This is a genomic window from Variovorax sp. BGA-UO-ETr-C22 (assembly GCF_059567965.1).
In genome coordinates this window covers 190,481-213,561 of sequence record NZ_JCAQPA010000008.1, presented here as the reverse complement: position 1 = coordinate 213,561, position 23,081 = coordinate 190,481, and the positions used below count along the sequence as shown (strand labels likewise).

The 23,081-nt window shown below is 62.5% G+C and carries 21 protein-coding genes and 1 pseudogene; 14 read left to right on the top strand and 8 right to left on the bottom strand.

The annotated features are described in order from the left end of the window. The 3 genes from AC57B8_RS08465 (at position 1) to AC57B8_RS08455 (ending at position 3,093) form a co-directional block, all read left to right on the top strand. Positions 1-1,059, top strand: a complete 1,059-nt coding sequence (locus AC57B8_RS08465; protein WP_496479283.1) for a C45 family autoproteolytic acyltransferase/hydrolase — start codon at positions 1-3, stop codon at positions 1,057-1,059. Continuing rightward, positions 1,019-1,993: a MurR/RpiR family transcriptional regulator gene (locus AC57B8_RS08460; protein ID WP_496479282.1), complete on the top strand. Its 975-nt coding sequence runs from the start codon at positions 1,019-1,021 to the stop codon at positions 1,991-1,993. Before AC57B8_RS08465 ends, AC57B8_RS08460 begins: the two co-directional genes overlap by 41 nt. 209 nt (positions 1,994-2,202) lie before the next feature. Then, positions 2,203-3,093, top strand: coding sequence for a MurR/RpiR family transcriptional regulator (locus AC57B8_RS08455; RefSeq protein ID WP_496479281.1), 891 nt, complete (start codon positions 2,203-2,205; stop codon positions 3,091-3,093). Here the strand turns inward: AC57B8_RS08455 and AC57B8_RS08450 are convergent. The 7 genes from AC57B8_RS08450 to AC57B8_RS08420 all read right to left on the bottom strand — a co-directional run bounded on the left by AC57B8_RS08450 (position 3,080) and on the right by AC57B8_RS08420 (position 10,915). Further along, complete coding sequence (locus AC57B8_RS08450) at positions 3,080-3,913, bottom strand: HAD-IIA family hydrolase (RefSeq protein WP_496479280.1); 834 nt, start codon at positions 3,911-3,913, stop codon at positions 3,080-3,082. The genes AC57B8_RS08455 and AC57B8_RS08450 overlap by 14 nt on opposite strands. A 466-nt stretch (positions 3,914-4,379) precedes the next feature. Further along, positions 4,380-5,141, bottom strand: coding sequence for an SDR family NAD(P)-dependent oxidoreductase (locus AC57B8_RS08445; RefSeq protein ID WP_496479279.1), 762 nt, complete (start codon positions 5,139-5,141; stop codon positions 4,380-4,382). Positions 5,142-5,161: 20 nt separating this feature from the next. Next, positions 5,162-6,205 carry an ABC transporter permease gene (locus AC57B8_RS08440; protein WP_496479278.1) on the bottom strand — a complete coding sequence of 348 codons (1,044 nt, stop codon included), beginning with the start codon at positions 6,203-6,205 and terminating at the stop codon, positions 5,162-5,164. Between the two features lie 23 nt (positions 6,206-6,228). Beyond that, positions 6,229-7,227: an ABC transporter permease gene (locus AC57B8_RS08435; protein ID WP_496479277.1), complete on the bottom strand. Its 999-nt coding sequence runs from the start codon at positions 7,225-7,227 to the stop codon at positions 6,229-6,231. Beyond that, positions 7,220-8,764, bottom strand: coding sequence for a sugar ABC transporter ATP-binding protein (locus AC57B8_RS08430; protein WP_496479477.1), 1,545 nt, complete (start codon positions 8,762-8,764; stop codon positions 7,220-7,222). The genes AC57B8_RS08435 and AC57B8_RS08430 overlap by 8 nt, the downstream gene beginning before the upstream one ends. 28 nt (positions 8,765-8,792) lie before the next feature. After that, a complete protein-coding gene (locus AC57B8_RS08425) occupies positions 8,793-9,755 on the bottom strand; it encodes an ABC transporter substrate-binding protein (protein WP_496479276.1) in 963 nt (320 codons plus the stop codon). A gap of 119 nt (positions 9,756-9,874) precedes the next feature. Next, entirely contained in the window at positions 9,875-10,915 is a 1,041-nt protein-coding gene (locus tag AC57B8_RS08420; protein WP_496479275.1) for a LacI family DNA-binding transcriptional regulator, read from the bottom strand. A 160-nt stretch (positions 10,916-11,075) separates the two neighbouring features. On the opposite strand from AC57B8_RS08420, the gene AC57B8_RS08415 reads away from it, so the two are divergent. The 6 genes from AC57B8_RS08415 to AC57B8_RS08390 are packed head-to-tail and all read left to right on the top strand — an operon-like array spanning position 11,076 to position 16,513. Next, entirely contained in the window at positions 11,076-11,873 is a 798-nt protein-coding gene (locus AC57B8_RS08415; RefSeq protein ID WP_496479274.1) for a phytanoyl-CoA dioxygenase family protein, read from the top strand. Positions 11,874-11,888: 15 nt separating this feature from the next. Further along, positions 11,889-12,824, top strand: a complete 936-nt coding sequence (locus AC57B8_RS08410; protein WP_496479273.1) for an aldose 1-epimerase — start codon at positions 11,889-11,891, stop codon at positions 12,822-12,824. Positions 12,825-12,826: 2 nt separating this feature from the next. Then, complete coding sequence (locus tag AC57B8_RS08405; RefSeq protein WP_496479272.1) at positions 12,827-13,765, top strand: SMP-30/gluconolactonase/LRE family protein; 939 nt, start codon at positions 12,827-12,829, stop codon at positions 13,763-13,765. Further along, positions 13,762-14,430 carry a 2-dehydro-3-deoxy-6-phosphogalactonate aldolase gene (locus tag AC57B8_RS08400; protein WP_496479271.1) on the top strand — a complete coding sequence of 223 codons (669 nt, stop codon included), beginning with the start codon at positions 13,762-13,764 and terminating at the stop codon, positions 14,428-14,430. Before AC57B8_RS08405 ends, AC57B8_RS08400 begins: the two co-directional genes overlap by 4 nt. Further along, positions 14,427-15,575 carry a galactonate dehydratase gene (gene dgoD / locus AC57B8_RS08395; protein WP_496479270.1) on the top strand — a complete coding sequence of 383 codons (1,149 nt, stop codon included), beginning with the start codon at positions 14,427-14,429 and terminating at the stop codon, positions 15,573-15,575. Before AC57B8_RS08400 ends, dgoD begins: the two co-directional genes overlap by 4 nt. Then, positions 15,569-16,513, top strand: a complete 945-nt coding sequence (locus tag AC57B8_RS08390) for a 2-dehydro-3-deoxygalactonokinase (protein WP_496479269.1) — start codon at positions 15,569-15,571, stop codon at positions 16,511-16,513. The genes dgoD and AC57B8_RS08390 overlap by 7 nt, the downstream gene beginning before the upstream one ends. A 496-nt stretch (positions 16,514-17,009) precedes the next feature. Here the strand turns inward: AC57B8_RS08390 and AC57B8_RS08385 are convergent. Further along, positions 17,010-17,281 (bottom strand): annotated as a pseudogene (locus AC57B8_RS08385) (transposase); the annotation flags it as partial. 442 nt (positions 17,282-17,723) lie between these two features. On the opposite strand from AC57B8_RS08385, the gene AC57B8_RS08380 reads away from it, so the two are divergent. From AC57B8_RS08380 to AC57B8_RS08360, 5 genes are read left to right on the top strand one after another with little or no spacing between them, the layout of a single operon-like run. Next, positions 17,724-19,250 (top strand): ABC transporter substrate-binding protein, encoded by a 1,527-nt coding sequence (locus AC57B8_RS08380; protein WP_496479268.1) that lies wholly within the window; start codon positions 17,724-17,726, stop codon positions 19,248-19,250. A gap of 18 nt (positions 19,251-19,268) precedes the next feature. Further along, positions 19,269-20,210, top strand: a complete 942-nt coding sequence (locus AC57B8_RS08375) for an ABC transporter permease (RefSeq protein ID WP_496479267.1) — start codon at positions 19,269-19,271, stop codon at positions 20,208-20,210. Continuing rightward, positions 20,203-21,048 (top strand): ABC transporter permease, encoded by an 846-nt coding sequence (locus tag AC57B8_RS08370; RefSeq protein WP_496479266.1) that lies wholly within the window; start codon positions 20,203-20,205, stop codon positions 21,046-21,048. The genes AC57B8_RS08375 and AC57B8_RS08370 overlap by 8 nt, the downstream gene beginning before the upstream one ends. Next, on the top strand, positions 21,045-22,046 hold the full coding sequence (locus AC57B8_RS08365) for an ABC transporter ATP-binding protein (protein ID WP_496479265.1): 1,002 nt from the start codon (positions 21,045-21,047) through the stop codon (positions 22,044-22,046). Before AC57B8_RS08370 ends, AC57B8_RS08365 begins: the two co-directional genes overlap by 4 nt. A 29-nt stretch (positions 22,047-22,075) precedes the next feature. Beyond that, positions 22,076-23,005 carry an ABC transporter ATP-binding protein gene (locus AC57B8_RS08360; protein ID WP_496479264.1) on the top strand — a complete coding sequence of 310 codons (930 nt, stop codon included), beginning with the start codon at positions 22,076-22,078 and terminating at the stop codon, positions 23,003-23,005. Positions 23,006-23,081: the final 76 nt, after the last annotated feature.

Below are 23,081 nucleotides of genomic sequence, written 5' to 3'. Positions count from 1 at the left end.
ATGCCGACATTGAATTACCTGGAGGTCGAAGGATCGGCTTTCGAGATCGGACGCGCACTGGGCTGCTTCGGCGCCGCAGCGCTGCAGGACTACGCACGCTGTTCGCCCGCGTGGGCGACGGTGATGCGTCATCGCGGCACGCCGGCCGCCGAGTCGATGGCGGCCCTGGTGCGCGCGCGCTTTCCGCGCGTGTGGGACGAACTGCGCGGGCTGGCCGCGGGGCTGGAGCTGCCGTTCGAAGACGTCTTTCTGTGGAACAGCCGCGGCGACCTGTGGGCCATGGCGCCCGACGGCTGCACCACCGTGCAGGAGGCCGGCGCGCGGCGCCGTATCACTCACAACGAAGACGGCGATCCGGCCTTCGCGGGACATTGCGCGATCGCAGCGTGCACGGTGGACGACGGGGTGTCGTTCGCGTCCTTCGTCTATCCAGGGTCGCTGCCGGGCCACACCTTCGCCGTGACCGAGGGCGGCCTCGCGATGACGGTGAACAACCTGCGCTGCCTGAAGGTACGGCCCGGCGTCCCACGCATGATGCTTACGCGGGCGCTGCTCGAAGCGGCCAGCCAGGATGCGGTGCGCGAGCTGCTACTGTCGAACGAGCGTGCGGGCGGCTTTCATCTCACCGTCGCGCACCGGGCGACGCCCGAACTGCTCAGTGTGGAGTTCAGCAGCGAGGCCTGTTCGATCGTCGAGGTCGCGGGGTGCGGGCTGCATGCCAACCATGCGCTGCACCCGGCGGTGCAGGGCCTGCCGCAGATCGTCACGGGCTCGTCGCTGCACCGGCAACAGCGCGGCGACGCCCTGCTGGCCGACAGCGACCTGTGCGTGGCCGATCCGTTGCGCCTGCTGGCCGATCGCGACGACGCGTCGTTCCCGATCCTGCGCACCGATCCTGCGGACAGCGATGGCGAGAACACCATGGCCACTGCGGACATCCGCATCGGTCCTTCGGCCATCGAATGGGAGGTGTACGAGCATCCCGCGAAGCCGCCGCGATTCCATATGATCGACGGCCATGCAAGTCTCGAAAAAAAACAGCGTTCCAACCCCGCCTGACGCCGAAACCGACGGTGCCTTGCCGCCGCGAACGGTCGAGGCGCTGCGCGCACTGACGATGCAGGTGGGGCGGGGTGACGCGCTGGTCTCAATGGGTGCGAAGGCGCACGGCGTGCTGGCGCGGCTGGTCGAGCGGCCGGAAGAAGTCGCCGTGCGCACCATCACCGAACTGGCCGAATCCCTCGGGGTGAACGCCTCGACGCTGACGCGTCTGGCGACCCGGCTCGGCTATGCCGGCTTTGTCGATTTCCAAACCGTGTTCCGTGACGGGCTGGCCTCCCGGCACCGGCATTTCTACAGCGAGCAGGCCGGCCGGCTGGTCGCGCATGCCTCGGAACGGTCACGGTCGGATAGTGCCGAACAGCGCCCGGAGATCGAGACCATGGTGCAGATCGCCAAGGACTCGATCGCCAACACCGAGAGCTTCCTCGAACAACTCTCGGCAGACGAGTTGCGACAGGCGGCGCGGCTGATGGCGACGGCGCCGCGGGTCCGCGTGCATGGCCTGCGGCAGTTCAGCGCGCTGGCCAGTTTCCTGGCCTATGGGCTGGGGATGGTGCGAGGTGACGTGGCGCTGCTCGATCCGCACGGACTGGGCGTCGCCGAAGGGTTGGCTCAATTGCAGCCCGGCGATCTGGTGCTGGTGACGAGCGTCGAGCCCTACACGCGCAGCATCGCCGACACGGCCGCTGCCGCCGCGCAGGCCGGCATGGTCGTCATCGCCATCACCGACCACCGGGCGTCGCCGCTTGCGGCCTTCGCGAAGCATGCGTTCTTCGTTCCACACACCAGCACCTTCTTCAGCAACTCGATGGGCGCCTACCTCATCTTCTGCGAAGGCTTGCTGAACCTCGTGGCGACCGACCTGGGCAAGAAGGCGTTGAAGGCGCTCGAGCGGCGCGAGCGCTTCATCGCTGAACTGAAGATCGAATAGCGGGCGTGCTGAGGGAAACTGTCGCGGCAGTGCCGATTACATGCGAAGTCACTTGAAAAATGGATACGCCGCGGCGCTTGAAGTGGGGTGAAATCATCAGCCACATGACCTGAAACGCAAGGATCAGAGGTCAAGTCAGGCAAAAATGGAAATGTAAGCAGACACACATATTCTGTAGGATCGATGGGCCACTTGATCGCACACACCCAATGCCCACAAAAAGCAAAGCACCCAAACCGACAGAGCGCCAAGCTGCTTTGACAGCCATCCTGACTCGTATCAGTAGCGTGCGAGATTCACTAGGGAATACAGCTCAACGAATCGCCGATTTCATAGTTGCCCACCCTGAGCAGGTGGTCTATATGTCGGTCAGCGAAGTTGCCGAGCGGTGCAGCGCCAGCGAAGGCAGTGTGGTGGGGTTTTGTAAGGCAATAGGTGCGAATGGTTTCCAAGCACTCAAGATCGCGTTGGCACAGGAAATCGTGCGCCCCATCCACATGATCCACGAAGATCTGGAGCCGGATGATGACGTCGCAACGGTCGCTCGCAAGATCTTCCAGAGCAATGTGCAAACGCTTCACGATACGTCCTCCACGCTAGAGATGGCAACGTTGAGGCGCGCCGTACGAATCCTGAAAAAGGCAAAGCGCGTGGAGATTTACGGTATCGGTAGCGCTGCCACAATCGCAAAAGATGCGCACTATCGGATGCTGCGTATCGGCATGAACGTCAAGGTGGAAACCGACTCGCATATTCAAGCCATCAGTGCGGCGCTCACAGGGCCAGGTGTTGCTGTATTGACGATTTCCCATTCGGGCAGCACGCATGAAACCGTCACCGCGACACGCCTCGCGAAGGAGGCCGGTGCACAAACGATCTGCATCACCAATTTTGGAAAATCGCCGATCCTGGCCCATTCCGACGTCGCGCTCGTAACCATGGCGCGTGAGACCCGCTTTAGAACAGAGGCCATGACGAGTCGCTTGGCGCAGCTTGCCATCATTGACGTGTTGATCGCCTGCCTGGCGCTCACTGACTATGACAATGCCGTAGATACCATACGCCACACTTCCGATATCTTGTCACTCAAGCGATACTAAAAGAGTCAGCCGCAAGAGGCGAGCAGACGGGCAGTGCTTCACTGCATCGTAGATGTTGCAGCAGTTGCGCCAAATCGATGGCATGGCAGTCGTCACCCTCGCCGACAAGAAGGCAGGGCATGCCCGCGGCAATTGCACCGGCTGCGTCGGTGCATGGGTTGTCGCCAATCATCACGGTCTGTGTGATCGTTGACTTTAGCCTTCGCACCGCCTCCCAGAAAATCCCCTCGGCGGGCTTGCCAACGATGTACTCCGGCTGGACGCCGCTGCAAGCGACAACTGAAGCCAAGAGTGCGCCAGTTTCGGGTACAAGCCTGCCGCCGATTCCTGGATGGGCGTGATCTGGATTCGTGACGACCAGCTTGGCGCCATTTCGGACGAGATTCGCAATATGCTGCAACTTCTGATAGTCGAACTTCTTGTCTCGCGCCAGCACGACGATCTCGGGATTGTGTTCGACCAGTCGGCAGCCCATCCGGAAGGCGTGTCGACGTAGCGTAGCGCTTGCCGCCAAATACACCCTCGCGTCGGGATGGGTCTCACGCAACCATTCGATGGTGACCTCGCCGGCTAAAACCAGTCTATTTGGTGGGACGGTGAGGCCCATACGCTTGAGCTTGCGCGACAGCGTCAGCGCGGTATCTGTCGAGTTATTCGAGACCACTATATATCGCCCGTCGACCGCTGCCAGCAGCGCAGTGGCGCCTGGGGTGATCATATTTCCCCTGATGAGAGTGCCATCGAGGTCGATGAGGTAGTGCGAGGCCGGGGTCGGCGTCGGCGTCGCATGCTGGAAAGTCGCGGGAGCAGAGAGAAGCACGGTCTTGCAGTCGTTGAAAGTGAATCAATGCAGGCAGATGGCTGCCGGCTCGATCGATGTAGTTTCACTCATTTTTTGAAAAACAAATATTGAGTATTGTTCATTCATCTGTCATGTGACGTGACTAGCATCCGCCGGCCGACACCCCCCCAATGACAGGAGCTTTCATGAATATCAAGCAATGCGCAGCAGCAATTGCAGGCACTCTTGTGAGCCTGTCGCTGGTGGCCTGCGGTGGCGGTGGGGGCGGTGCTCCCGCGATGCCCCTTCTCCCGCCAGCCTCCGCAACCCCACCCGCAGCTTCCGCCGCAGCAAATCCCGAGGCTTCACGGCCCGCACCCGTGGTGCACTGTTGCCCATAGCAAAGTCGAGCGTGGGTGTGTGCGACTTCCCCACGATCGTCACGCCAATTGACTTCGTCAACACCTCTAAACCCTAGCCCACCAGTGCAGTGCGGGGAGCGCACTCAGGTCCACCCCCCGTCCACGACGAAGCTCTGCGCAGTGCACATACGTGAATCGTCCGCCGCCAGAAAGAGCGCCATGGCCGCAATGTCCTGGGCCATCACGCGGCCAGTCAGGCACTGAGCGGCGTCAATTTCGGCTTCGGCCTCGGGTGTTACCCACAGCCGCACCTGGCGCGGTGTCATCACCCACCCGGGCACCAGCGCATTGACGCGGATTCCCTGTGGTCCCAGCTCGCGTGCGAGAGAGCGCGACAGGCCATGAACCGCCGATTTGCAAGTGGCATAGATCGGGTAACCGCGCCCCTTGATCATCCAACTGGTCGAGCCCAGATTGATGATGCTGCCGCCACCAGCCGACGCCATGGCCGGCGCCACAGCTTGGGAAGCGAAGAACTGGTGGCGCAGGTTGACCGCGATCGTGTGATCGAAGAACTCGGGGGTCACGTCGGCGACTGCATGCCGGACGTCATTGGCTGCGTTATTGATCAGCACACGGGGCGCCCCGTGACGACGTTCACCTTCCGCCAGGCAGACGCGCAGTGCGGTGACATCAGCCACGTCGCAGGCTTGGTAGAACACTTCGGCACCGTCTCGGCGCAAGGTCTCGGCCAGATTGGTGCCAGCCTGGACGTCAAGATCAATGAAGGAGACCTTCGCGCCCTGTGCAGCAAAGGCCCGCACGAAAGCCTCGCCGATGCCGCTGGCACCGCCGGAGATGACCACGGCGCGCCCGGCCAAGCTGGGATAACGGGTTTCAATCATGCGAAGAGAGATGAAGTTGTTCAGTGCGCTGATGGTCCGCCACGCGCCAGCCTGGCTTGCAGCACCACCACGGCCAGCAGAAACGCTCCGCGCACGATAGTCTGCCAATAGGACCCCAGCGTCAGGTGCGGCCCGTCGGTGTAGCCGTTCTCGAAATTGATCATGTTCAGAATCACAGCCAGCAGCAGTACGCCAGTAAGGGTGTTGAGGATCGAGCCTTCGCCGCCGGTAAGCAGCGTGCCGCCGACGACCACTGCGGCGATCGCAATCAACTCCCAGCCCGCGCCCTCAGTGGGTGAACCCGAGGTTTGCGCGGCCAGCAGGACACCGGCCAGGCCAGCCAGGCAGCCCGACAGCGCGTAGACCGAGACCTTGATCCGCTCTACCGGCAAGCCCATCAGGCGCGCAGCTTCCTCGTTTCCACCAACCGCCAGCACGCCACGGCCAAACCGCGAAAAACGCAGAGCCAATGCGCCCAACGCGAAGGCCAAGCCGGCAATCCACACGGGCGTTGGCACACCCAAGAGCATGCCGTCTGCGAGCTGATCAAATCCGGTCTCATAACTGATGGCGACGGTTTCTCGATTGGATACGACCAGAGCCAAGCCGCGCGCCGCGATGAAGGTGCTCAGCGTGACGACGAAAGGCATCAGCTTGAATCGTGCAATCGCGATGCCGTTGAACAGGCCCGCTAGCAAGCCAACAGCCACGCCGCCCGCCAACGCCGGGACAACGCCGTGGTGTGACAGGTGGGCCGCTACCACGCTCGCCAGCACCGCCACCGTACCCACCGAAAGATCGATGCCACCGGCCATGATTACAAATGCCATGCCAATGGCGATCAGGCCGAACTTGGACGTGCTGGCCGACAAGAACACGATGTTCTGGGTTCCCAGAAACTCGTCGTAGCGAAGGCCGCCGAACAGAAGGAGCAACGCCAAAGCTACCAGTGCACCCTGCGACTGGAGGCGTCGCTTCCAAACGGAGGGCTCCTGTACCGGCCTCGCAACGGGCGACACACCGGCACCTTCTTGTGATGTACTGCTGGAAGACTGCAAATTCATCGTGAGTTCTCGATCGTCGGGGTCTACTTGCCGCGCCGCTGCAGAGACACTGCCAACAGGATGATCGTCGCCTTGGCGATGAGCGCGTATTCATCGGCCACCCCGTGAGCAAGTAGGGTGTAGTCGAGCAATTGGATGGCGAGTGCTCCCAGTAGCGTGCCGAAGATGTCGACCCTTCCGCCGGAGAGCAGCGTACCGCCGACGGCCACCGCCGCAATGGCGTCCAGCTCGATGTTCAGACCGATCTTGGCGGGATCGGCGGCCGAAATCATGGCCACGTTCATCAGGCCAGCCAGGCCGGCCAACGCTGCGCAGGCGCAGTAGGCGATCAGCTTTACGCGGGCCACCGGCACCCCGGCAAGGTGCGCTGCCCGCGCATTGCCACCCACAGCAAGCAAGCGGCGCGCGAACAGCGTTCGCCGCACCACCCAGGCGGTCACAGCGACCACCGCCGCCATCAACCAGGCTTGGACCGGTAAGCCGAGCAGATTGCTGCGCAGCCATTCCAGCCGCTCGGGAGCAAAGGCGCGCAGATTGCTGTTCGTGAGCATTTCAGCGAGCCCGCGGCCGGCGATGAATAGCACCAGCGTGGCCACGATGGGTTGTACCCCGTAACGTGTGATCAGGAGCCCGTTCATCCCGCCGAGCAACGCCGCGGCTAGCAAGGGCAATGCAAGCGCCGCCAGCACTGCCACCCCGGGCTGCGCAAGTACACCCGAGTCTTGGGTCAGCAGAACTGCAGCCAGGGTACCCGCGAACGCCGCCACTGCGCCCACCGAGAGGTCGATACCTCCGGTGGCGATGACCAACGCCATGCCCATAGCCACCACGACGACCTGTGCCACTTGCGAGAGGTTGATATTCAGTGTCTGCAGTGTGAGGAAGTCGCGCGTGAACAGTGCATTGAACGCAAGCAGCGCCACCAACGCAATCAGCGTACGCCCACCTTTTAGCCACGCCCAACCGCGACGCTCGGTGCCGCTCGTCGTCAGCGGGGTCGATGCGGGGGCTGATTCAGCCATGTGCCACCTCCGGAACTTCCGTCTGCTTCGCCGGCTCGTTGGCCATTGCCGCCATAACGGCACTCTCATTGACGTTGTTGCCCGTCAGCTCGGCCACTGTGCGGCCATCGCGCAGCACCGCGACGCGGTCGCTGGCGGCAACGAGTTCTTCCAGTTCGCTGGCGATGATCAAGACGGACAGCCCTTGCGAATCGGCCAAGCCGCGAATCAGTTCAAGAATCTCCGCCTTGGCGCCAACGTCTATGCCGCGCGTGGGTTCGTCCAGCAGCAGGAGGTCGATACCCGCAGCCAGCCAACGTGCCAGCAGCACCTTTTGCTGATTACCGCCCGATAGTTCCCGGATCGGCTGATCCGGCCCGGCGCAGCGGATACCCAGCTTGCGGATGAATTCCTCCGTAATCTCCTGCTGCCTTCGGTTATCGACGATGCCCAGTCGCGCCAGGCGGGGCGACAGAACCAAGCAAAGGTTTTCGCGGATAGAGAGGTCGGCGATGATGCCCTCTGTCTTGCGATCTTCCGACAGGAAGGCCACGCCGCGGGCGATGGCGTCGGCCGGCTGGTCCAACTTGACGAACTCGCCTTTTATTCGGATTTGCCCGGCATCGACCGCGTCGGCGCCGAACACCGCGCGCGCGAGCTCGGTGCGGCCCGAGCCCAGCAAGCCCCCCAAGCCAACAATCTCGCCGCGTCGCACGGCGACACTGGCATCCTTCACGCGTGTGCCGCTGCGCAAGTGCTGGACGCTCAGCACCTCGGACATCGACGGGTCGGGAGCAGCACGGCGCGCGCCCTGCAGCACCGACAGCTCCTTCCCGAGCATGGCGGCGACCAGATCCAGCTTTGGAAAGCCCTCCATCTCGCGTTCGGCCACTGTCTGGCCATCACGCATGACGGTGATGCGGTCGCACACGGCATACAGCTCGTCCAGCCGGTGGCTTACGAACACGACCGAAGTGCCGCCAGCCTTGAGCTTTTGGATGACGCCAAACAAGGTGCTTACTTCGGTTTCGTCCAGCGACGAAGTGGGCTCATCCATGATGACCAGTTTGGCGCGCATGCTGACGGCGCGGGCAATGGCCGTCATCTGCTGGGTGGCGGTGTTGTACGACCGCAGCGGCCTGCTGACATCAACCGACATGCCGAAGCCCGCCAGGATGCGCGCGCTCTCGGCCTCCATGTGGCGCCAATCGATCAGGCCAAAGCGGATTGGCTCGCGACCGAGAAAGATGTTCTCGGCAACCGAGCGCTGCGGCACCAGATTGAGTTCCTGGTAGATCGTGCTCAATCCGGCGCGCTGCGCCGCAATGGGAACTTTGAAGTCGACTTCCTTGCCATCGAACACGATGGTCCCGGCGTCGCGCGCGTAGGCCCCCGTCAGGATCTTGATCAGCGTGGACTTGCCTGCGCCGTTCTGTCCTATCAGGGCATGCACCTCGCCACGGCCCACGCACAGCCTGCTTTGGCGCAGAGCCGGCACACCGCCGAAGGCCTTATCGATGCCGCGCATCTCCAGCAGCGACGTCCCGGGGGCGTTCATGCTCATAGCAGCAGCCAGAAGAGATCGGTCAGTAACCGTCGGCCATGCTGGCTTGCGCGTTGCCCTTGTCGTAGAACTTGTCTTCCACCTTGACCCAGCCCGGAATTTTTTCGCCCTTGGCGTACTTCCTTGCGGTCTCACAGGCGATGGGCCCGAAGAACGGGCTGGATTGGACGGTGGCGCCCATCTTGCCGGACGCGATCGCAGTCAGCGCATCCCGGGTGCCGTCGATCGACACCACCACCACGTCCTGGCCAGGCTTCTTGCCGGCCGCCTCGAGCGCCGAAATCGCACCGATGGCCATCTCGTCGTTGTGCGCGTAGACGGCGGTAACGTCCGGATGGGCCTGGAGCAGGGTCTGCATCACCTGGCGGCCCTTGTCCCGGGAAAAATCACCGGACTGGGAAGCGACGATCTTCAGCCCCGTGTTTTTGGCGATCACGTCGTCAAAGCCCTTCTTGCGGTTGTTGGCCGGCGATGAGCCCGTGGAGCCTTCGAGCTCGACGATCTTGCCTTGGCCCTTGGAAGCTTTGACCAACCATTCCGCAGCGCGGCGGCCCTGGTCGACGAAGTCCGAACCGATGAACGTGACATAGTCGACGCCCGCCTTGGCGAGCTTGGGATCGACGTCGCGGTCGATCAGGATCACCGGGATGCCTGCCTTTTTGGCTTTCATCACAGCCGGGATCAGTGGCTTTTCCTCGCGCGGGGCCAGCACGATCAGATCGACCTTCTGGGCGATCATGCTTTCCACGTCCGCCACCTGTTTGGCGGCAGAGCCAGCCGCATCGGTGTAGACCAAGTTCCAACCGCATGCCTTGGCGATGTCCTGCATCGACTTGCTCTCAGCAATGCGCCAGGGATTGTTGCTTTCGGTCTGGGCGAAGCCCACCTTGTAGGTGTCTTTCTGCTTCAACTTGGGCAACTCGGCGTAAGCGGAGACTCCGAAAGTGGCGGCCAAGGCAATTGCGGTCAACGAAGCGAAGCGCATGAGGACTCCAGTGAGTTAAAACAAAAAGGGGAATTGCCCCACAACCGGCCGCTTCATATTGTCGGCCTCAGCGGAGTTTACTCACTAGATATTAATAATAAACGAGGGAAATCACCTAGTTATGAATTGACGCGCGCGGACACCGACTGGCGCAAGACCAGTGGACAGTCCATCTTGATGTGCCGCAATCCCGCAGCGCCATCGGTTCCGCTGGCTTCCTCGATCAGCCGCTCGACGGCCCACTGGCCCATCGCGAAGTTCGGGAGCAGCACCGTGGAGAGCGGCGGGTGCGCATGGCTGGCTGCCTCCTGGTCGTCGTAGCCGAGCACCGACACATCGCCCGGCACCGCCAAGCCCAAGGCTTTGATGGCCTCCAGCGCGCCCAGTGCCATCGGATCGTTGGCGCAGAAAATCGCCGTCGGCGGGCGCTTGAGCCGCATCAGCGCAGTGGCATGTTCGAAGCCCGAGCCGCTCATCCAGTCACCGTCGCGCACCAGATCGGGGTCGAATGGCAAGTCGGCCGTGGCCAGCGCCTGGCGGTAGCCGCGAAGGCGATCGCGCGCCGCGTCCATCCAGGGCTCGCCGTTGATAAAGCCGATCCGGGTATGGCCGTTTGCAATCAGGTGCTCGGTTGCGGTGAAGCCGCCACCAACCTCGCCGGGAACCACACTGGACCGGCGGCGCAGGCGAGTCGTGCAGTTCAGCAGAACACACGCCAAGGCGCCGGTCTGCAATGCGCGCGGCAGCTCGACCTCACGCGTGAAGATCGTGGCATACACCACACCCAAGACTGCCGGATTGGCCAACGTCGCCTCCACGATGGCGTCCTCCAGTTCGCGGTCGCCGCCGGCCACTTGCACCGACAACAGGCAGTTGTGCTCCCAGGCCGCGGTGCGCGCGCCGTCGATGCTCAGCGCCGGATGGGGCGATGTGGAAATTTCATCAGCGATGTAGACCACCATGTTGCGGCGCGCCCCCCCGACCGAAGGGGGCGCGGCAGGCAGCCGGGTCTTGCGCCTTGGCAACTCGTAACCCAGCTCGGCCGCGACGGCAAACACTTTGTCCCGGGTCGCCTGCGCCACCTTGGCGCCGGTCATCTGGTTGAGAACCAGCGAAACCGTGGATTGGGACACGCCGATTTTCTGGGCGATGTCGGTCATCGTCGGGCGCTGTTTGGGCTTGGCCCTGGTGCTGTCGTTTTTAATCACTGCACCATTATTACTTCTGCTGGCGCGCACATCTAGGTAATAACCCGATGGCATCAGTATAATATGAATTATAAAGTCAGGGCACCTGAGTTAATATTAATTCGAAGTTCACATGCGCTACACCGCTGCCCAACACGACGCCTTCGCACGCGATTTCAATCGCGACAGCCTCGTCATCCTGCGTAACCATATCCCGCGCGACAAGCTCGAGCGTTGGCGGGAAGCCTTTCAGCCTCTGCTGGAGGCAGGCATCGAGGCCGAACGCGGCAAGCCCAGCAGAGGCGCAGAGCGCTACTACGTCACCTTGCCATTTGCCCTGCCGTTCGCAGACCCCGAGATCTACGAGGACCGCGACATCCTGTCCATCGTCGAGCGTGTGGCCGGTCCGGAGCCGGTGCTGTGCCAGCTGGCAACCGATACGCCACTCAAGGGCTCCGACTACCAGCCCTGGCATTCCGACACGCCGCCGCTGTTCCCGGAACTCAATGACAACGACACGCCCTCGTTCCAGTTGGCGGTCAACTTTCCGTTGTGCGATGTCACCGACGACAACGGCCCGTTCGAGACCACCTTCGGAACACACCGGATGAACAGGACCGAAGCGATGGCGGGATTGAAGGACGGTTCGCTGCCAGTGCATTCATTGAAGATGGCGCTCGGCGATGTGATGATCCGCGACGTGCGTGCCATCCACCGGGGTACGCCCAATCGCACCGAGACACCGCGGCCGATGGTGGTATTGGGCTACAGCCGCCGCTGGCTGCTTCGCCCAGAGGTGCACATCCGCGTACCGCGCGAGGCCTGGAACACACTTTCACCGATCGGCAAGCAACTGCTGCGCAACAACCCGATCGTGGATGAGGCGAACCTGCGCGAGGAAAGCGAAAGCTACCGCGCGTTCGCATACTGAAGCCGGCGACGCGCGGTGGCGGAAGACTTCATTGAACTGACGGCCGGCGAATTGCGCCTGGGCCTGAGTCCGACGGTGGGCGGCTCCATTGCGCACTTCAGCCGCGAATGGCGCGAGGCCGGCGCGCTTCGCCGGACGCACTGGCTGCGCCCGGCCACAGTGCAGAGCATGCTGAATGGAGAGCCGCTGGGCATGGGCAGCTTCCCGCTGGTGCCATTCTGCAACCGCATCCGCAATGGCGCGGCAATGTTCGCCGGTCGCGAGATCCGCATGCACCCGAACCATCCGGGCAGCGATTCGCCGCATCCACTGCACGGTATCGGTTGGCTGCGCCCCTGGCGCACGGTTGCGGCTTCAAACACCCGGGCGACCTTGCAATTGGCGGTCGAAGCCGATACCGAATGGCCGTGGTCGTTCAGTGCGTCGCAGACTTTCGAGCTCTCCGCCACGGCGCTGACGGTGTCGATGGCAGTGACAAACCGGGACACCGTGCCCATGCCGGCCGGCATCGGACATCACCCCTACTTTCCGCGCGACGACCGGACCCGCATCACAGTTCGCACCAGAGCGATGTGGGAAGGCGACCAGGACGTCCTGCCAATCGCGTTGTCGACCCACGAGGCCGTCGCCCGCTTGGCAGCCGGCACTGGCGTGGCGGATCTCGTGCTGGACAACAACTTCAGTGGCTGGGACCGCGAGGCGTACATCGAATGGAGCGACGATGCGAATGGCCCGGCGCGGTCGCTCGTGATGCGGGCGCAAGCGCCTTTGGACTTTTTCGTGCTGTACAGCCCGGCGCGGGCGGACCACTTCTGCGCAGAGCCGGTCAGTCAGTGCACCGATTGGATCAACCTGCGCGCCGAACATTCCGCAGCAGACCTGGGCGGCGCCAGTTTGGCGCCGGGCGAAACGCTGGTCGCCCAGTTCTCGCTGCTACCTCGCTGGAGTTGAGCATGTCGCAGCTCTATTCAGCTCTGGATGCACGCTTCCGCCGGCTGGTCTTGCCAAACGCCGAACTGGAATGTCTGTACGAAGGCGGCCGCTGGCTGGAAGGCCCATTGTGGCTTCCCGACAGCGAGCAGCTCCTGTTTTCCGATATCCCGAACGATCAAGTGCTGCGCTGGGTGCCAGGCGTCGGCGTCGGCGTGTTCAGCCGGGGCGGCTTTCAGAATGGCCGCGCGCGCGACGGCCAAGGCCGCGTGCTCGCTTGCGAACACGGCAGTCGAAGCCTCGTTGCACGTGACCTGAACGGCAGCGTCAGCGTGCTGGCCAGTCACTTTCAAGGCAAACGCCTGAATTCGCCGAACGACGTGGCAGTGCATGGCGATGGCAGCATCTGGTTCACCGATCCCGACTACGGCATCCTGACGGATTACGAAGGGCATCGCGCGCAACGAGAGCAGGAAGGCTGCTGGGTCTTTCGTCTGGGCGCCGGGGAGCGCGAACCGCAGGCGGTGGTGACCTCCATGACCAAGCCCAACGGGCTGGTCTTTTCGCCCGATGGCCGCACGCTGTACGTGTCCGAGAGCGGTGGCTCGCACGTGCCAGGCACGCCGGCGCACATCCGGCGCTTTACGGTCCGTGGCGCCGAACTCGAGCCCGACGGCGTGCTGGGCACCCTCGACTGCGGCTTGCCCGACGGCCTGGCCGTAGACGAACAAGGCAACGTGTGGAGCAGTGCCGGCGACGGGGTGCACTGCTTTGCGCCGGACGGCACACTGTTGGGCAAGCTCGCGCTGGGCGGCGTCGTCAGCAACTTGTGTTTTGGCGGCGCAAAACGCGACCGACTCTTCATCACTACTGCGCGGCGGCTGCTGTGCCTGGCCGTTGCAGTGCGCGGTGCGCGGCCTCTGACCGGTGCGGCCGCTGCCGGAACTTTGGCAACACCATGACCATTCCCACTGCATCCACCAATTCAACTGCTGCAACCGCGCCATGGCCCATGGTCGTGCCGCTGATCGCCATTCTTCGCGGCATCCATCCAGAGGAGGCAGTGACCCATGCGCGCGCCCTGCTTGACGCCGGCTTCGAGTGCATCGAAATTCCGACCAACTCGCCCGCGTGGGAACGCAGCGTGCGCGCTGTGTCGGACTTCGCCGGCGCGCGCGCGCTGGTCGGTGCTGGCACGGTGCTGGAGGTGGCCCAGGTCCGCGCCTTGAAGGCTGCCGGTGGCCGCATCGCGGTCGCCCCCGACACCTGCCCCGGCGTGATCGAGCAAGCGGTACGCGAAGGCATGGTCGCATTGCCGGGCGCGATGACGGCAAGCGAAATCTTCGCGGCTCGCCGCGCCGGCGCCCATGGCGTCAAGATCTTCCCGGCTGCCTCGCTGGGACCGGACTATGTGCGCGCGCTGCGCGCCGTGGTGCCGAGTGACTTCCCGCTGTTCGCCGTTGGCGGCGTCACGCCGGACAACCTCCAATTCTGGCTCGCCTCGGGTTGCCGCGGCGCGGGGCTGGGCTCTGACCTCTACAAGCCGGGCCAATCCAGCGCAGACACAGCGGCGCGAGCATCGGCGTTCATTCAAGCCTGGCACTCATCCATCAGGAAAACCTCATGAAAATCACTCGACTCACCACCTATCGCGTTCCTCCGCGCTGGATGTTCCTGAAAATCGAAACCGACGAAGGCATCGTCGGTTGGGGCGAGCCGGTGCTGGAGGGGCGGGCACGCACCGTCGAGGCAGCGGTGATGGAGTTGTCGCACTACCTGATCGGCCAAGACCCGCGCAACATCAACGACCTGTGGCAAGTAATGTATCGCGGCGGCTTCTACCGCGGCGGCCCGGTACTGATGAGCGCCATCGCCGGCATCGACCAAGCCCTCTGGGACATCCTGGGCAAGTCGCTCGATGTGCCGGTTTACCAGTTGCTGGGCGGCAAGCTGCGCGATCGCATGAAGACCTACTGCTGGGTTGGCGGCGACCGCCCGGCGGAGGTGGTGGAGGCGATCGGCGCAGCCATGGCGCGCGGCTTCGACACCTTCAAGATGAACGGCACCGAGGAATTCGGCATGGTCGACACGCACGCTGCGGTAGATCGCGCGATAGAAAAATTCGGCGAGATCCGCGCGACCTTCGGTTCGGAAGTGGACTTCGGGATCGACTTCCATGGACGTGTCAGCTTGCCAATGGCCAAGGTGCTGCTGCGCGAGCTAGAACCGCTGCGGCCGCTCTTCGTGGAAGAGCCGGTGCTGGCCGAGCACGCCGAGCATTACGCGCGGTTGGCCGAGCACACCGCTATCCCTCTGGCGGCCGGCGAGCGCATGTACTCGCGTTACGATTTCAAGCGAGTGCTCGCCGGCGGCGGCATCGCCATCCTGCAGCCGGACGTTTCACATGCCGGCGGAATCTCCGAGTGCGTACGCATCGCTGGCATGGCCGAGGCGCACGATGTGGCCCTGGCGCTGCATTGCCCTTTGGGCCCACTGGCTCTAGCTGCGTGCCTGCAGGTGGACTTCGTCTCGCATAACGCTGTGTTCCAAGAGCAGAGTATGGGCATCCACTACAACCGCGGTGCGGACCTGCTGGATTACATCTCCAACCCCGAAGATTTTGCAGTGAAGGACGGCTTCCTGACGGCCAGCTCCCGCCCCGGCCTGGGCGTGGTGATGAACGAGGAACGCATCCAAGAAGCCGCCAAGGACGCGCCCGATTGGCACAATCCGGTCTGGCGCCATCCTGACGGCAGCGTGGCCGAATGGTAGGAGACACGCCGCGCCTCATCGCGCTCGACTGGGGTAGCACGTCACTGCGCGGCTATCTGATGGACAAGCAAGGTGAGGTGGTCGCCCAGTGCTCCAGCGAGGCCGGGGCGAGCAAACTGGACGGCGGCGCCGAGGCGTTCGAGTCCGCACTGCGCAGCCTGGCGGGCGACTGGCTGGCCGCCAATCCGGAATTGCCCATCGTGGCCTGCGGCATGGTTGGCAGCAAGCACGGCTGGGCCGAGGCGCCTTACGTGAGCGCGCCCGCGCCTCTGAGTGAGCTGGCCGCGCATGTCCGGTCGGTGGAGACCACCAGCGGGCTGCACGTGCGTATCATCCCCGGCCTTTCGTGGCAACCGGCCGAGGGCGCGCCCGAGGTCATGCGCGGCGAGGAGACCCAAGTGGCGGCGCTGCTGGCCGCACAACCGGAACTGGCCACGGGCTGCCGCATCGTGCTACCCGGAACCCATTCCAAATGGGTGCTCACGCACCAATCCGCCGTGCAATCGTTTCATACCTACATGACCGGTGAGCTGTTCGATGTGCTGCTGCGTCATTCGGTGTTGGCCCGCACAACCCGGCCCGAGGGTGCTTTGGACGCGTCGGCGTTCGAACGCGGCGTGGCTGTTGCGCAAGCGCACGGCGGCGCAGATCTCGCTCGGCTTTTATTCGGTGTTCGCACCCTCGGCCTATTCGAGCGCATGACCGGCCAAGCCTTGGCGGACTACACGTCGGGCTTGCTGATCGGGAGCGAAGTTGTTTCAGGCACCAACTCGGGCCCGGCGTCGGACGAGCTGCCCACCCGGGTCGTTGGCGCCGACGCTCTGATCGAACGCTATTTGGTCGCGTTCGGCCTGTGCGGACATGCTGCCGAGCCGGCTGCAGTCAGTGCGGCCTCAGGGATCTGGCAGATTGCAAAGGAAGCCGGGTGGATGCGCTAACGCCGTGCGCGCGCGGCGGGGGCGCACAAGGGGCTTGGAGTGACCCCCTCGGGGTGGACAGGTCGGTGTTCATGAATTGACATGTCGTCGGGCGTGTTGTTGCTCGAATTCGTCTGGGGGCATGTAGCCCAGTGATGAGTGTAGGCGTCGCTTGTTGTATCGCTCATCGAGGAATGTTGGAAGGCGGTCCTGGAGGTCTTGAAGGTCGAGGTAATCGACCTTCAAGACCTCTTTCAAAAGAAGACCTAGCTTCTTCAATCGACGAACTGCGGAGGATGGGACGCGGAGCAAGGCCCCCCCAATCTGTCGACATATCGCAGCACATTTCTATGCTCAAGCGACAAGCTGAAGATCTAGGGGCTTGCGAACTGATGATGACGCTGGACGAGCTCCTGGCGGGCATTCAGTCGAGTCCTCCAACCATCGAGCTGATGGTGCTCTTATGCGAAGCATACAAATGCCTCTCTGAGCTGACGGTGAGCCACCAGCCGCCTTAGCTGAAGTCCATCTTGGGCATCACCCACTGACACACGCGGCGCAGCATCCGGGTGTCTGACCACTCGGCCTTGGCCGCGAAGTGGTGCAGTGCTTGATGCCGTGCGCTGGCGTGTGTCGGATCCACTCGCGCGGCCATGGGCCCTATGCTCTTGCGCGACAGGGGGAGCTCAGCCCCGTGCAATAACCGCGAAGGCCGGGGTGCCGGTCCGTGTGACCCAGGCCCGCGCTCCGGTGCTCCAGGTAGCTATCGAAGCGCTCGGCTGCATTCATCAATCCTCCGGTGCGAAGACGAGAGGACCGCATTATTTCATTTATGACACAGTAAGACGAAGCGGCCTCTCGGAATTTCCGACAGCTCCTCTATTCTCAACGTATCGCCGGAAACTCCCGCGGGGCGTATTCGCATACGCAGCGCACGGGAAACATGGTGCGAATCCACACGAGCTGGAGCAGTTGCGGCATGCCAATGCCCGAAGCTGAAGTAGATATGCACAGGAGGGGCGGGCCACCTCCAATACCCTTGGGCCAGACGCCATGGCAAAAGTGCTATTGCGCCGCCAGTGGCAATTGGCCAGCGATGACGGGAGATTTCGCTGAAATTCCGAGGTGCTGCCAGTTTTTTGCCACGACATAATTGTTGAAGCAGGCAAGCCTTTGATGTCGATTCGTTATACCGGCTTGCGTCAAGAAGTTCAGACAAGAAGACAATCCCATGCCTTTACAAGGACTCATGCGCACCAGGTTTTTCTTGTTGACTCTAGCCTGGATGCTGCCTCTGATCGCCGCCGCTGTGCCGCAACCGGGTGGAGTGCTGAACGTGGCCCTGCATGCCCAACCGGCAACACTTGATCCAGCGGGACGTAGTGGCGATGCGGGCGCTCAGGCCGTGATGTACGCAGTTTATGATCCCTTGATCGACATGCAGCGCGATGGTAGCTACAAGTTCGCGCTCGCGACCAAGGTAAAGTCCTCTCCGGACAGTCGCATTTGGACAGTCACACTGCGCCAAGGTGTGAGCTTCCACGACGGCACGCCATTCAATGCTCAAGCGGTGGCTGCACATTTCAAGCGTCTGGCCAATCCAAAAACGCACTGCACCTGCTTGCCGACCATGCAAGCGATCACATCCATCGAGACGCCGGCTACCGACACTGTGGTATTCAAGCTCGCAAGCGGCTGGGCTTCGTTTCCAGCGCAAGTTCTGGGATCGGCCTTTGCCTTCATCCCTTCGCCCACTGCGGTCGCCGCCAACGGACCGGACTATGGAACCCGGCCCGTGGGAACGGGCCCCTTCAAGCTGGTGCAATTCACGTGGGGTGACCGGATCGTCGTGGAGCGCAATCCTTCGTACTGGCGCAGCGCTCTGCCTTACCTGGACCGCATCGTCTTCCGACCGCTACCCGACGAGCAAACCCGTCTGCAGAGTTTGCGCGCCGGCGACATTGATCTCATGCAGACGATCAATCCCTTGCAAGCCGAGCAGGCGCGTGCGGTCGGCATGCAGGCCCGGATCAACATGGGACTGGGCTCGAAGATGGTCGTGTTGGACACTTCACGCGAGCCGTTCAGTGACCCGCGCGTACGACGCGCGTTGGCCTTGGCCGTCAATCGCGAGGCGTTGGTCAAGGTAATGACCAACGGTATCTGCAGGCCGGGCCAAGGTCCGTTGGGTGAAGGTTCACCGTACGACGGAAAGGCCGCATGGCCAGGATTCGATCAGAAGGCTGCGCGCGAATTGTTGGTGGCCTACGGCAAGCCTGTCGCATTCGAATTGCTCACGGTCGCCAGCCCGGACGGACGCAAGCAAGCGGAAGTTCTTCAGCAGATGTGGCGTGCGGTCGGTGTGCAGGTGAAAATTTCGGCAGTTGACTTCCCGCAGATCGCGGAACGCGTTCTTTCCAAGAAGAATTTCGAGGCTGCCAGTTGGGTGGCGCAAGAGTACCCCGATCCCGATGGCCTGTTTGAAGGTTTCCACTCGCGTGGGCGTTTCAATTACATGAAGTACTCGAACCCGAAGGTGGATTTTCTGCTCGAGCTAGCCCGTGTCAATACGGACCCTAAGGTGCGCCTCGATAGCTACCAACAGGTGAACAAGATTCTTGCCGAGGATTCGCCGGTCATCTTCCTGATGCGCAAAATCGGCGCCATCATCTACAAACCATCGGTACAGGATGTGCCGCCAGCCGAATGGGCCGGCGTACAGATTTTTCGATCCACGGAAATCTGGCTGAAAAAATAGACGAGCGAGATTCTTGCGATGAATTCCTCCATCCGGCACATGTTGCGATTGGTGCCCGTGCTCTTCGGATCGACTGTGCTCACGTTCGTGCTCATCAACTTGCTTCCAGGGGATCCGGTCGTCTCGATACTCGGCGACCAGGCATCTCCAGCCCAGATTGAGGATCTGCGCAGCCAGATGGGGATGGATCGCTCGGTGCTCCTGCGCTACTTCGACTGGCTGATGTCGGCGCTCCACGGTGATCTCTCGCGCTCGCTGATGACCAGAGAGCCGGTGACTGAGGTCGTGGTGCAGCGCTTGCCGGTCTCGCTGCAGCTGATGCTGATGGCACAGGCGATAGCACTTATTGTTGGTCTGCCGCTCGGGGTTGTTGCCGCCTGGCGCCGAGACAGCGCGCTGGACCGGGTGATCAATATAGGCGCATACGGCCTCCTGTCGGCGCCCGCTTTCATTCTTGCGATCATCCTCATCTACGTAGTTTCCGTGCGGTTTGGCTTGCTACCGGCCACTGGCTACACCTCGATCGGTACAGACCCTCTCGCAAACATGCGCAGCATGGCATTGCCTTCGCTCGTTCTTGCTGCCACACCGATGGCGATCTACGCGCGTCTGGTTCGCAGCGACATGATCGCCACGCTGCAGGAGGACTTCATCTTGCTAGCCAAGGCCCAGGGTCACAGCGCAGGCTACATCTTGTTCAGGCAGGCGTTGCGGCCGTCACTTCTGCCAATGATCACCGTGTTCGGCGTCAATACTGGTGTGCTCCTTGGAGGTGCGGTCATCATCGAATACCTCTTCGCGCTACCCGGCCTCGGGAGCCTCATGGTCGATGCGACCCTCAATCGCGACTATCCACTGCTGCAGGGGGTGGTCCTGTGCATCGCTGTCGCCTTTTGCCTCGTCAATTTGCTGGTCGACCTGGCCTATCTGCTGCTTGACCCGAGGATCCGTCATGAATGAGAGAAGCGCCAAACTGAGGGTTTTTCGGCGCGACGCTTGGTTGCTATTGGCCCTCACTTGGATGACGCTACTCCTCAGCGCGGCGGTCCTGGCACAGTGGCTTCCACTGCTGGATCCGGCGAACGATACCGACTACACGCAACTGTCAATGCCGCCCTCGATGGCCCACTGGCTTGGCACGGACGATGTCGGTCGCGACCTGTTCTCGCGCATCATCTGGGGCGCTCGAATCTCGTTGACGGTGGGATTGAGCGCAACTTTGATCGGACTGTTCGTCGGCGGTGCGCTCGGTTTGTCGTCGGGCTATTTTCGAGGCTACTATGAAGAGGCCGTGCTGTGGTTGATCGACGTGATCCTATCCCTTCCACCGCTGGTGGCTGCCATGACGATCAGCGCAGTGCTTGGGCCCAGCCTCACCAATGTGACACTGGCCATCGCTTTCATCAAGATTCCTGCGTTCGCCCGAGTGACCCGCGCCGCCACCCTTGGGTATGCAAATCGCGAATTCGTGCTTGCAGCCCATTCGCTCGGCGCATCGCACCGTGACGTGCTGCTGCGCGAGCTGCTGCCGAATGTATTCCTTGCGGTCGGCACTTATGGCTTGACCAGCGTAGCCATTGCGATCGCCACCGAAGGTGGACTTGCATTTCTCGGCTTGAGCGTGCCACCTCCCGCAGCCAGTTGGGGTGCCTTGATCGCGCAAGGGCGACCCGTGCTCGCGGAGGCTCCGCATGTGGCCCTGGTTCCAGCGCTGGTGATTTTTGTGACTGTGCTCGCGCTTAATGTCATTGGTGACGCATCGCGCAAGCGTCTCGACACACGAGGAGCCGCACTTTGAGCGCATTGCTTCAAGTTCGTGGTCTTGGCGTCTGGTTGCGCAACGGTGACGCCGCTTCGCACGTGATCGACGATGTCAGTTTTGACATCGCCGCAGGCGAGATGCTTGGCCTCGTTGGCGAATCGGGGGCCGGCAAAACAGTGTTGGCGCGTACGTTGCTCGGCCTGTGTCGACCTGGCAGTGTCAAGGGTGTCATAGGCTCGATTCGCTTTGAAGGTCATGAACTCACAACGCTAAGCGAACGCGATTGGCGAGCGCTGCGTGGCGTTAGCATCGCGATGGTGTTTCAGGACCCAATGACCGCGCTCAATCCCGTATTGACAGTCGGCGAGCAAATTGAGCACGCGTTGACGCGCCGGCGCGGCCTGTCACGCGCCGAGGCTCGGCGACGTGCAGTGGAACTGCTGGAGCGCGTTGGCATGCCAGATCCGACGCGCCGCGCTCGCCAGTATCCAGTTCAATTGTCCGGTGGCTTGCGTCAGCGCGTAGTTATCGCGTTGGCATTGTCATGTGAACCCAAGTTACTGATTGCCGATGAGCCTACTACGGCGCTCGACGTCACTGTGCAGGCGCAGGTACTCGATCTGCTAGATCATTTGCGCCGCGAGCGAGGCATGGCGGTGATGCTAATCAGTCACAATCTGGCCGTGGTCGCTTCACATGCGGACCGCGTCGCCGTGATGTATGGCGGCCGCGTCGCCGAGATCGGGCCAAGCGAAGCGTTGTTCGTCACGCCGCGCATGCGCTACACCGCCGCGCTGCTTCGCGCGTTGCCGCGGTTGCACGATGATCGTCACGTCCGGCTGGAGAGCATCGACGGCCGACCTCCAGATTTGCACAATCTCCCGGCGGGTTGCCGCTTCGCCCCCCGTTGCCCGCACGCCGACGCGCGCTGTGCAACTCAGCCGCCGCTGTCAGGCGATTTCGAAACCCTTCACCGCTTTGCGTGCTGGCACCCTGCGCCAGTGGGCGAGTCGACGTTGGTGGCTTCGCGATGAATGAACCAGCTTTGCTGGAGGCTAGGGGTGTGCAGGTCGACTTCAAAGTTCGAGGACGGCGCCTACACGCGGTTGCCGGTGCCACGCTTAGTGTGGCACACGGGGAATCGGTAGGCCTGGTCGGCGAATCTGGCTGTGGAAAATCAACTTTCGGTCGCGCCCTCGTGCGTCTCGTGGAACTCACGGCCGGTGAAGTCCGCTTCAACGGCACGGATGTCACGGGGTTAAAAATGAGCGGTCTGCGCGCATTGCGACGGTGCATGCCGATCATTTTTCAGGATCCGATATCGTCGCTCAATCCTCGGCGCAATATCGGAGAAACCATAGCCGAGCCACTGCGCTATGCAGGAAATCGCGATGTCAATGCGCAGGTGCGTACAGCAACAGCGTTACTCGAACGCGTCGGCCTCGATCCCGCATTTGCGTCACGCAAACCACACCAGTTGTCGGGCGGTCAATGCCAGCGAGTGTCGATTGCACGCGCGCTGGCTGCGCAGCCTCAGTTGCTGATCTGCGATGAGGTCGTGTCGGCACTCGATGTCTCGGTGCAGGCGCAGATCATAAATTTGTTACAGGATCTGCGACTCGAACGCGGGCTCGCCTTGCTTTTCATCTCGCACGACCTGGCAGTTGTACGCCGCATTGCGGACCGCGTCGCGGTGATGTACCTAGGCGTACTGTGCGAAGTGGCGGATGTTGACAGCTTCTTCGCAGCTCCCGCGCACCCTTACAGCCAGGCACTGCTGTCGGCGGCGCCCGACATGAACAGCATCGGCAAGCACTCGCGGATTACATTGAAGGGGGAGACGCCGTCCCCGTTCGACCCTCCTAGCGGATGCCGCTTTCGTACCCGCTGCCCCCGTGCGGAAGAACTCTGCGCCACCGAAGCGCCTCTGCTGCGCGACATTGTTCCGGGCCGAAGCGTTGCGTGCCATTTCCCCATCAGGGTTGCTCCATAAAAATGACTGCATCACTGACCCGCCCGCGCAACGCTGTGGTGATTCTGCTGGACAGCCTGAATCGCCATTGACGCGG

Coding starts and splice junctions, on each gene's coding strand:
- AC57B8_RS08405 (WP_496479272.1), top strand. CDS start 12,827: ATGTCGCAGCTCTATTCAGCTCTGGATGCACGCTTCCGCCGGCTGGTC.
- AC57B8_RS08420 (WP_496479275.1), bottom strand. CDS start 10,915: ATGACCGACATCGCCCAGAAAATCGGCGTGTCCCAATCCACGGTTTCG.
- AC57B8_RS08440 (WP_496479278.1), bottom strand. CDS start 6,205: ATGAATTTGCAGTCTTCCAGCAGTACATCACAAGAAGGTGCCGGTGTG.
- AC57B8_RS08435 (WP_496479277.1), bottom strand. CDS start 7,227: ATGGCTGAATCAGCCCCCGCATCGACCCCGCTGACGACGAGCGGCACC.
- AC57B8_RS08375 (WP_496479267.1), top strand. CDS start 19,269: ATGAATTCCTCCATCCGGCACATGTTGCGATTGGTGCCCGTGCTCTTC.
- AC57B8_RS08380 (WP_496479268.1), top strand. CDS start 17,724: ATGCCTTTACAAGGACTCATGCGCACCAGGTTTTTCTTGTTGACTCTA.
- AC57B8_RS08430 (WP_496479477.1), bottom strand. CDS start 8,764: ATGAACGCCCCCGGGACGTCGCTGCTGGAGATGCGCGGCATCGATAAG.
- AC57B8_RS08425 (WP_496479276.1), bottom strand. CDS start 9,755: ATGCGCTTCGCTTCGTTGACCGCAATTGCCTTGGCCGCCACTTTCGGA.
- AC57B8_RS08370 (WP_496479266.1), top strand. CDS start 20,203: ATGAATGAGAGAAGCGCCAAACTGAGGGTTTTTCGGCGCGACGCTTGG.
- AC57B8_RS08445 (WP_496479279.1), bottom strand. CDS start 5,141: ATGATTGAAACCCGTTATCCCAGCTTGGCCGGGCGCGCCGTGGTCATC.
- AC57B8_RS08455 (WP_496479281.1), top strand. CDS start 2,203: ATGCCCACAAAAAGCAAAGCACCCAAACCGACAGAGCGCCAAGCTGCT.
- AC57B8_RS08465 (WP_496479283.1), top strand. CDS start 1: ATGCCGACATTGAATTACCTGGAGGTCGAAGGATCGGCTTTCGAGATC.
- AC57B8_RS08390 (WP_496479269.1), top strand. CDS start 15,569: ATGGTAGGAGACACGCCGCGCCTCATCGCGCTCGACTGGGGTAGCACG.
- AC57B8_RS08460 (WP_496479282.1), top strand. CDS start 1,019: ATGCAAGTCTCGAAAAAAAACAGCGTTCCAACCCCGCCTGACGCCGAA.
- AC57B8_RS08415 (WP_496479274.1), top strand. CDS start 11,076: ATGCGCTACACCGCTGCCCAACACGACGCCTTCGCACGCGATTTCAAT.
- AC57B8_RS08400 (WP_496479271.1), top strand. CDS start 13,762: ATGACCATTCCCACTGCATCCACCAATTCAACTGCTGCAACCGCGCCA.
- dgoD (WP_496479270.1), top strand. CDS start 14,427: ATGAAAATCACTCGACTCACCACCTATCGCGTTCCTCCGCGCTGGATG.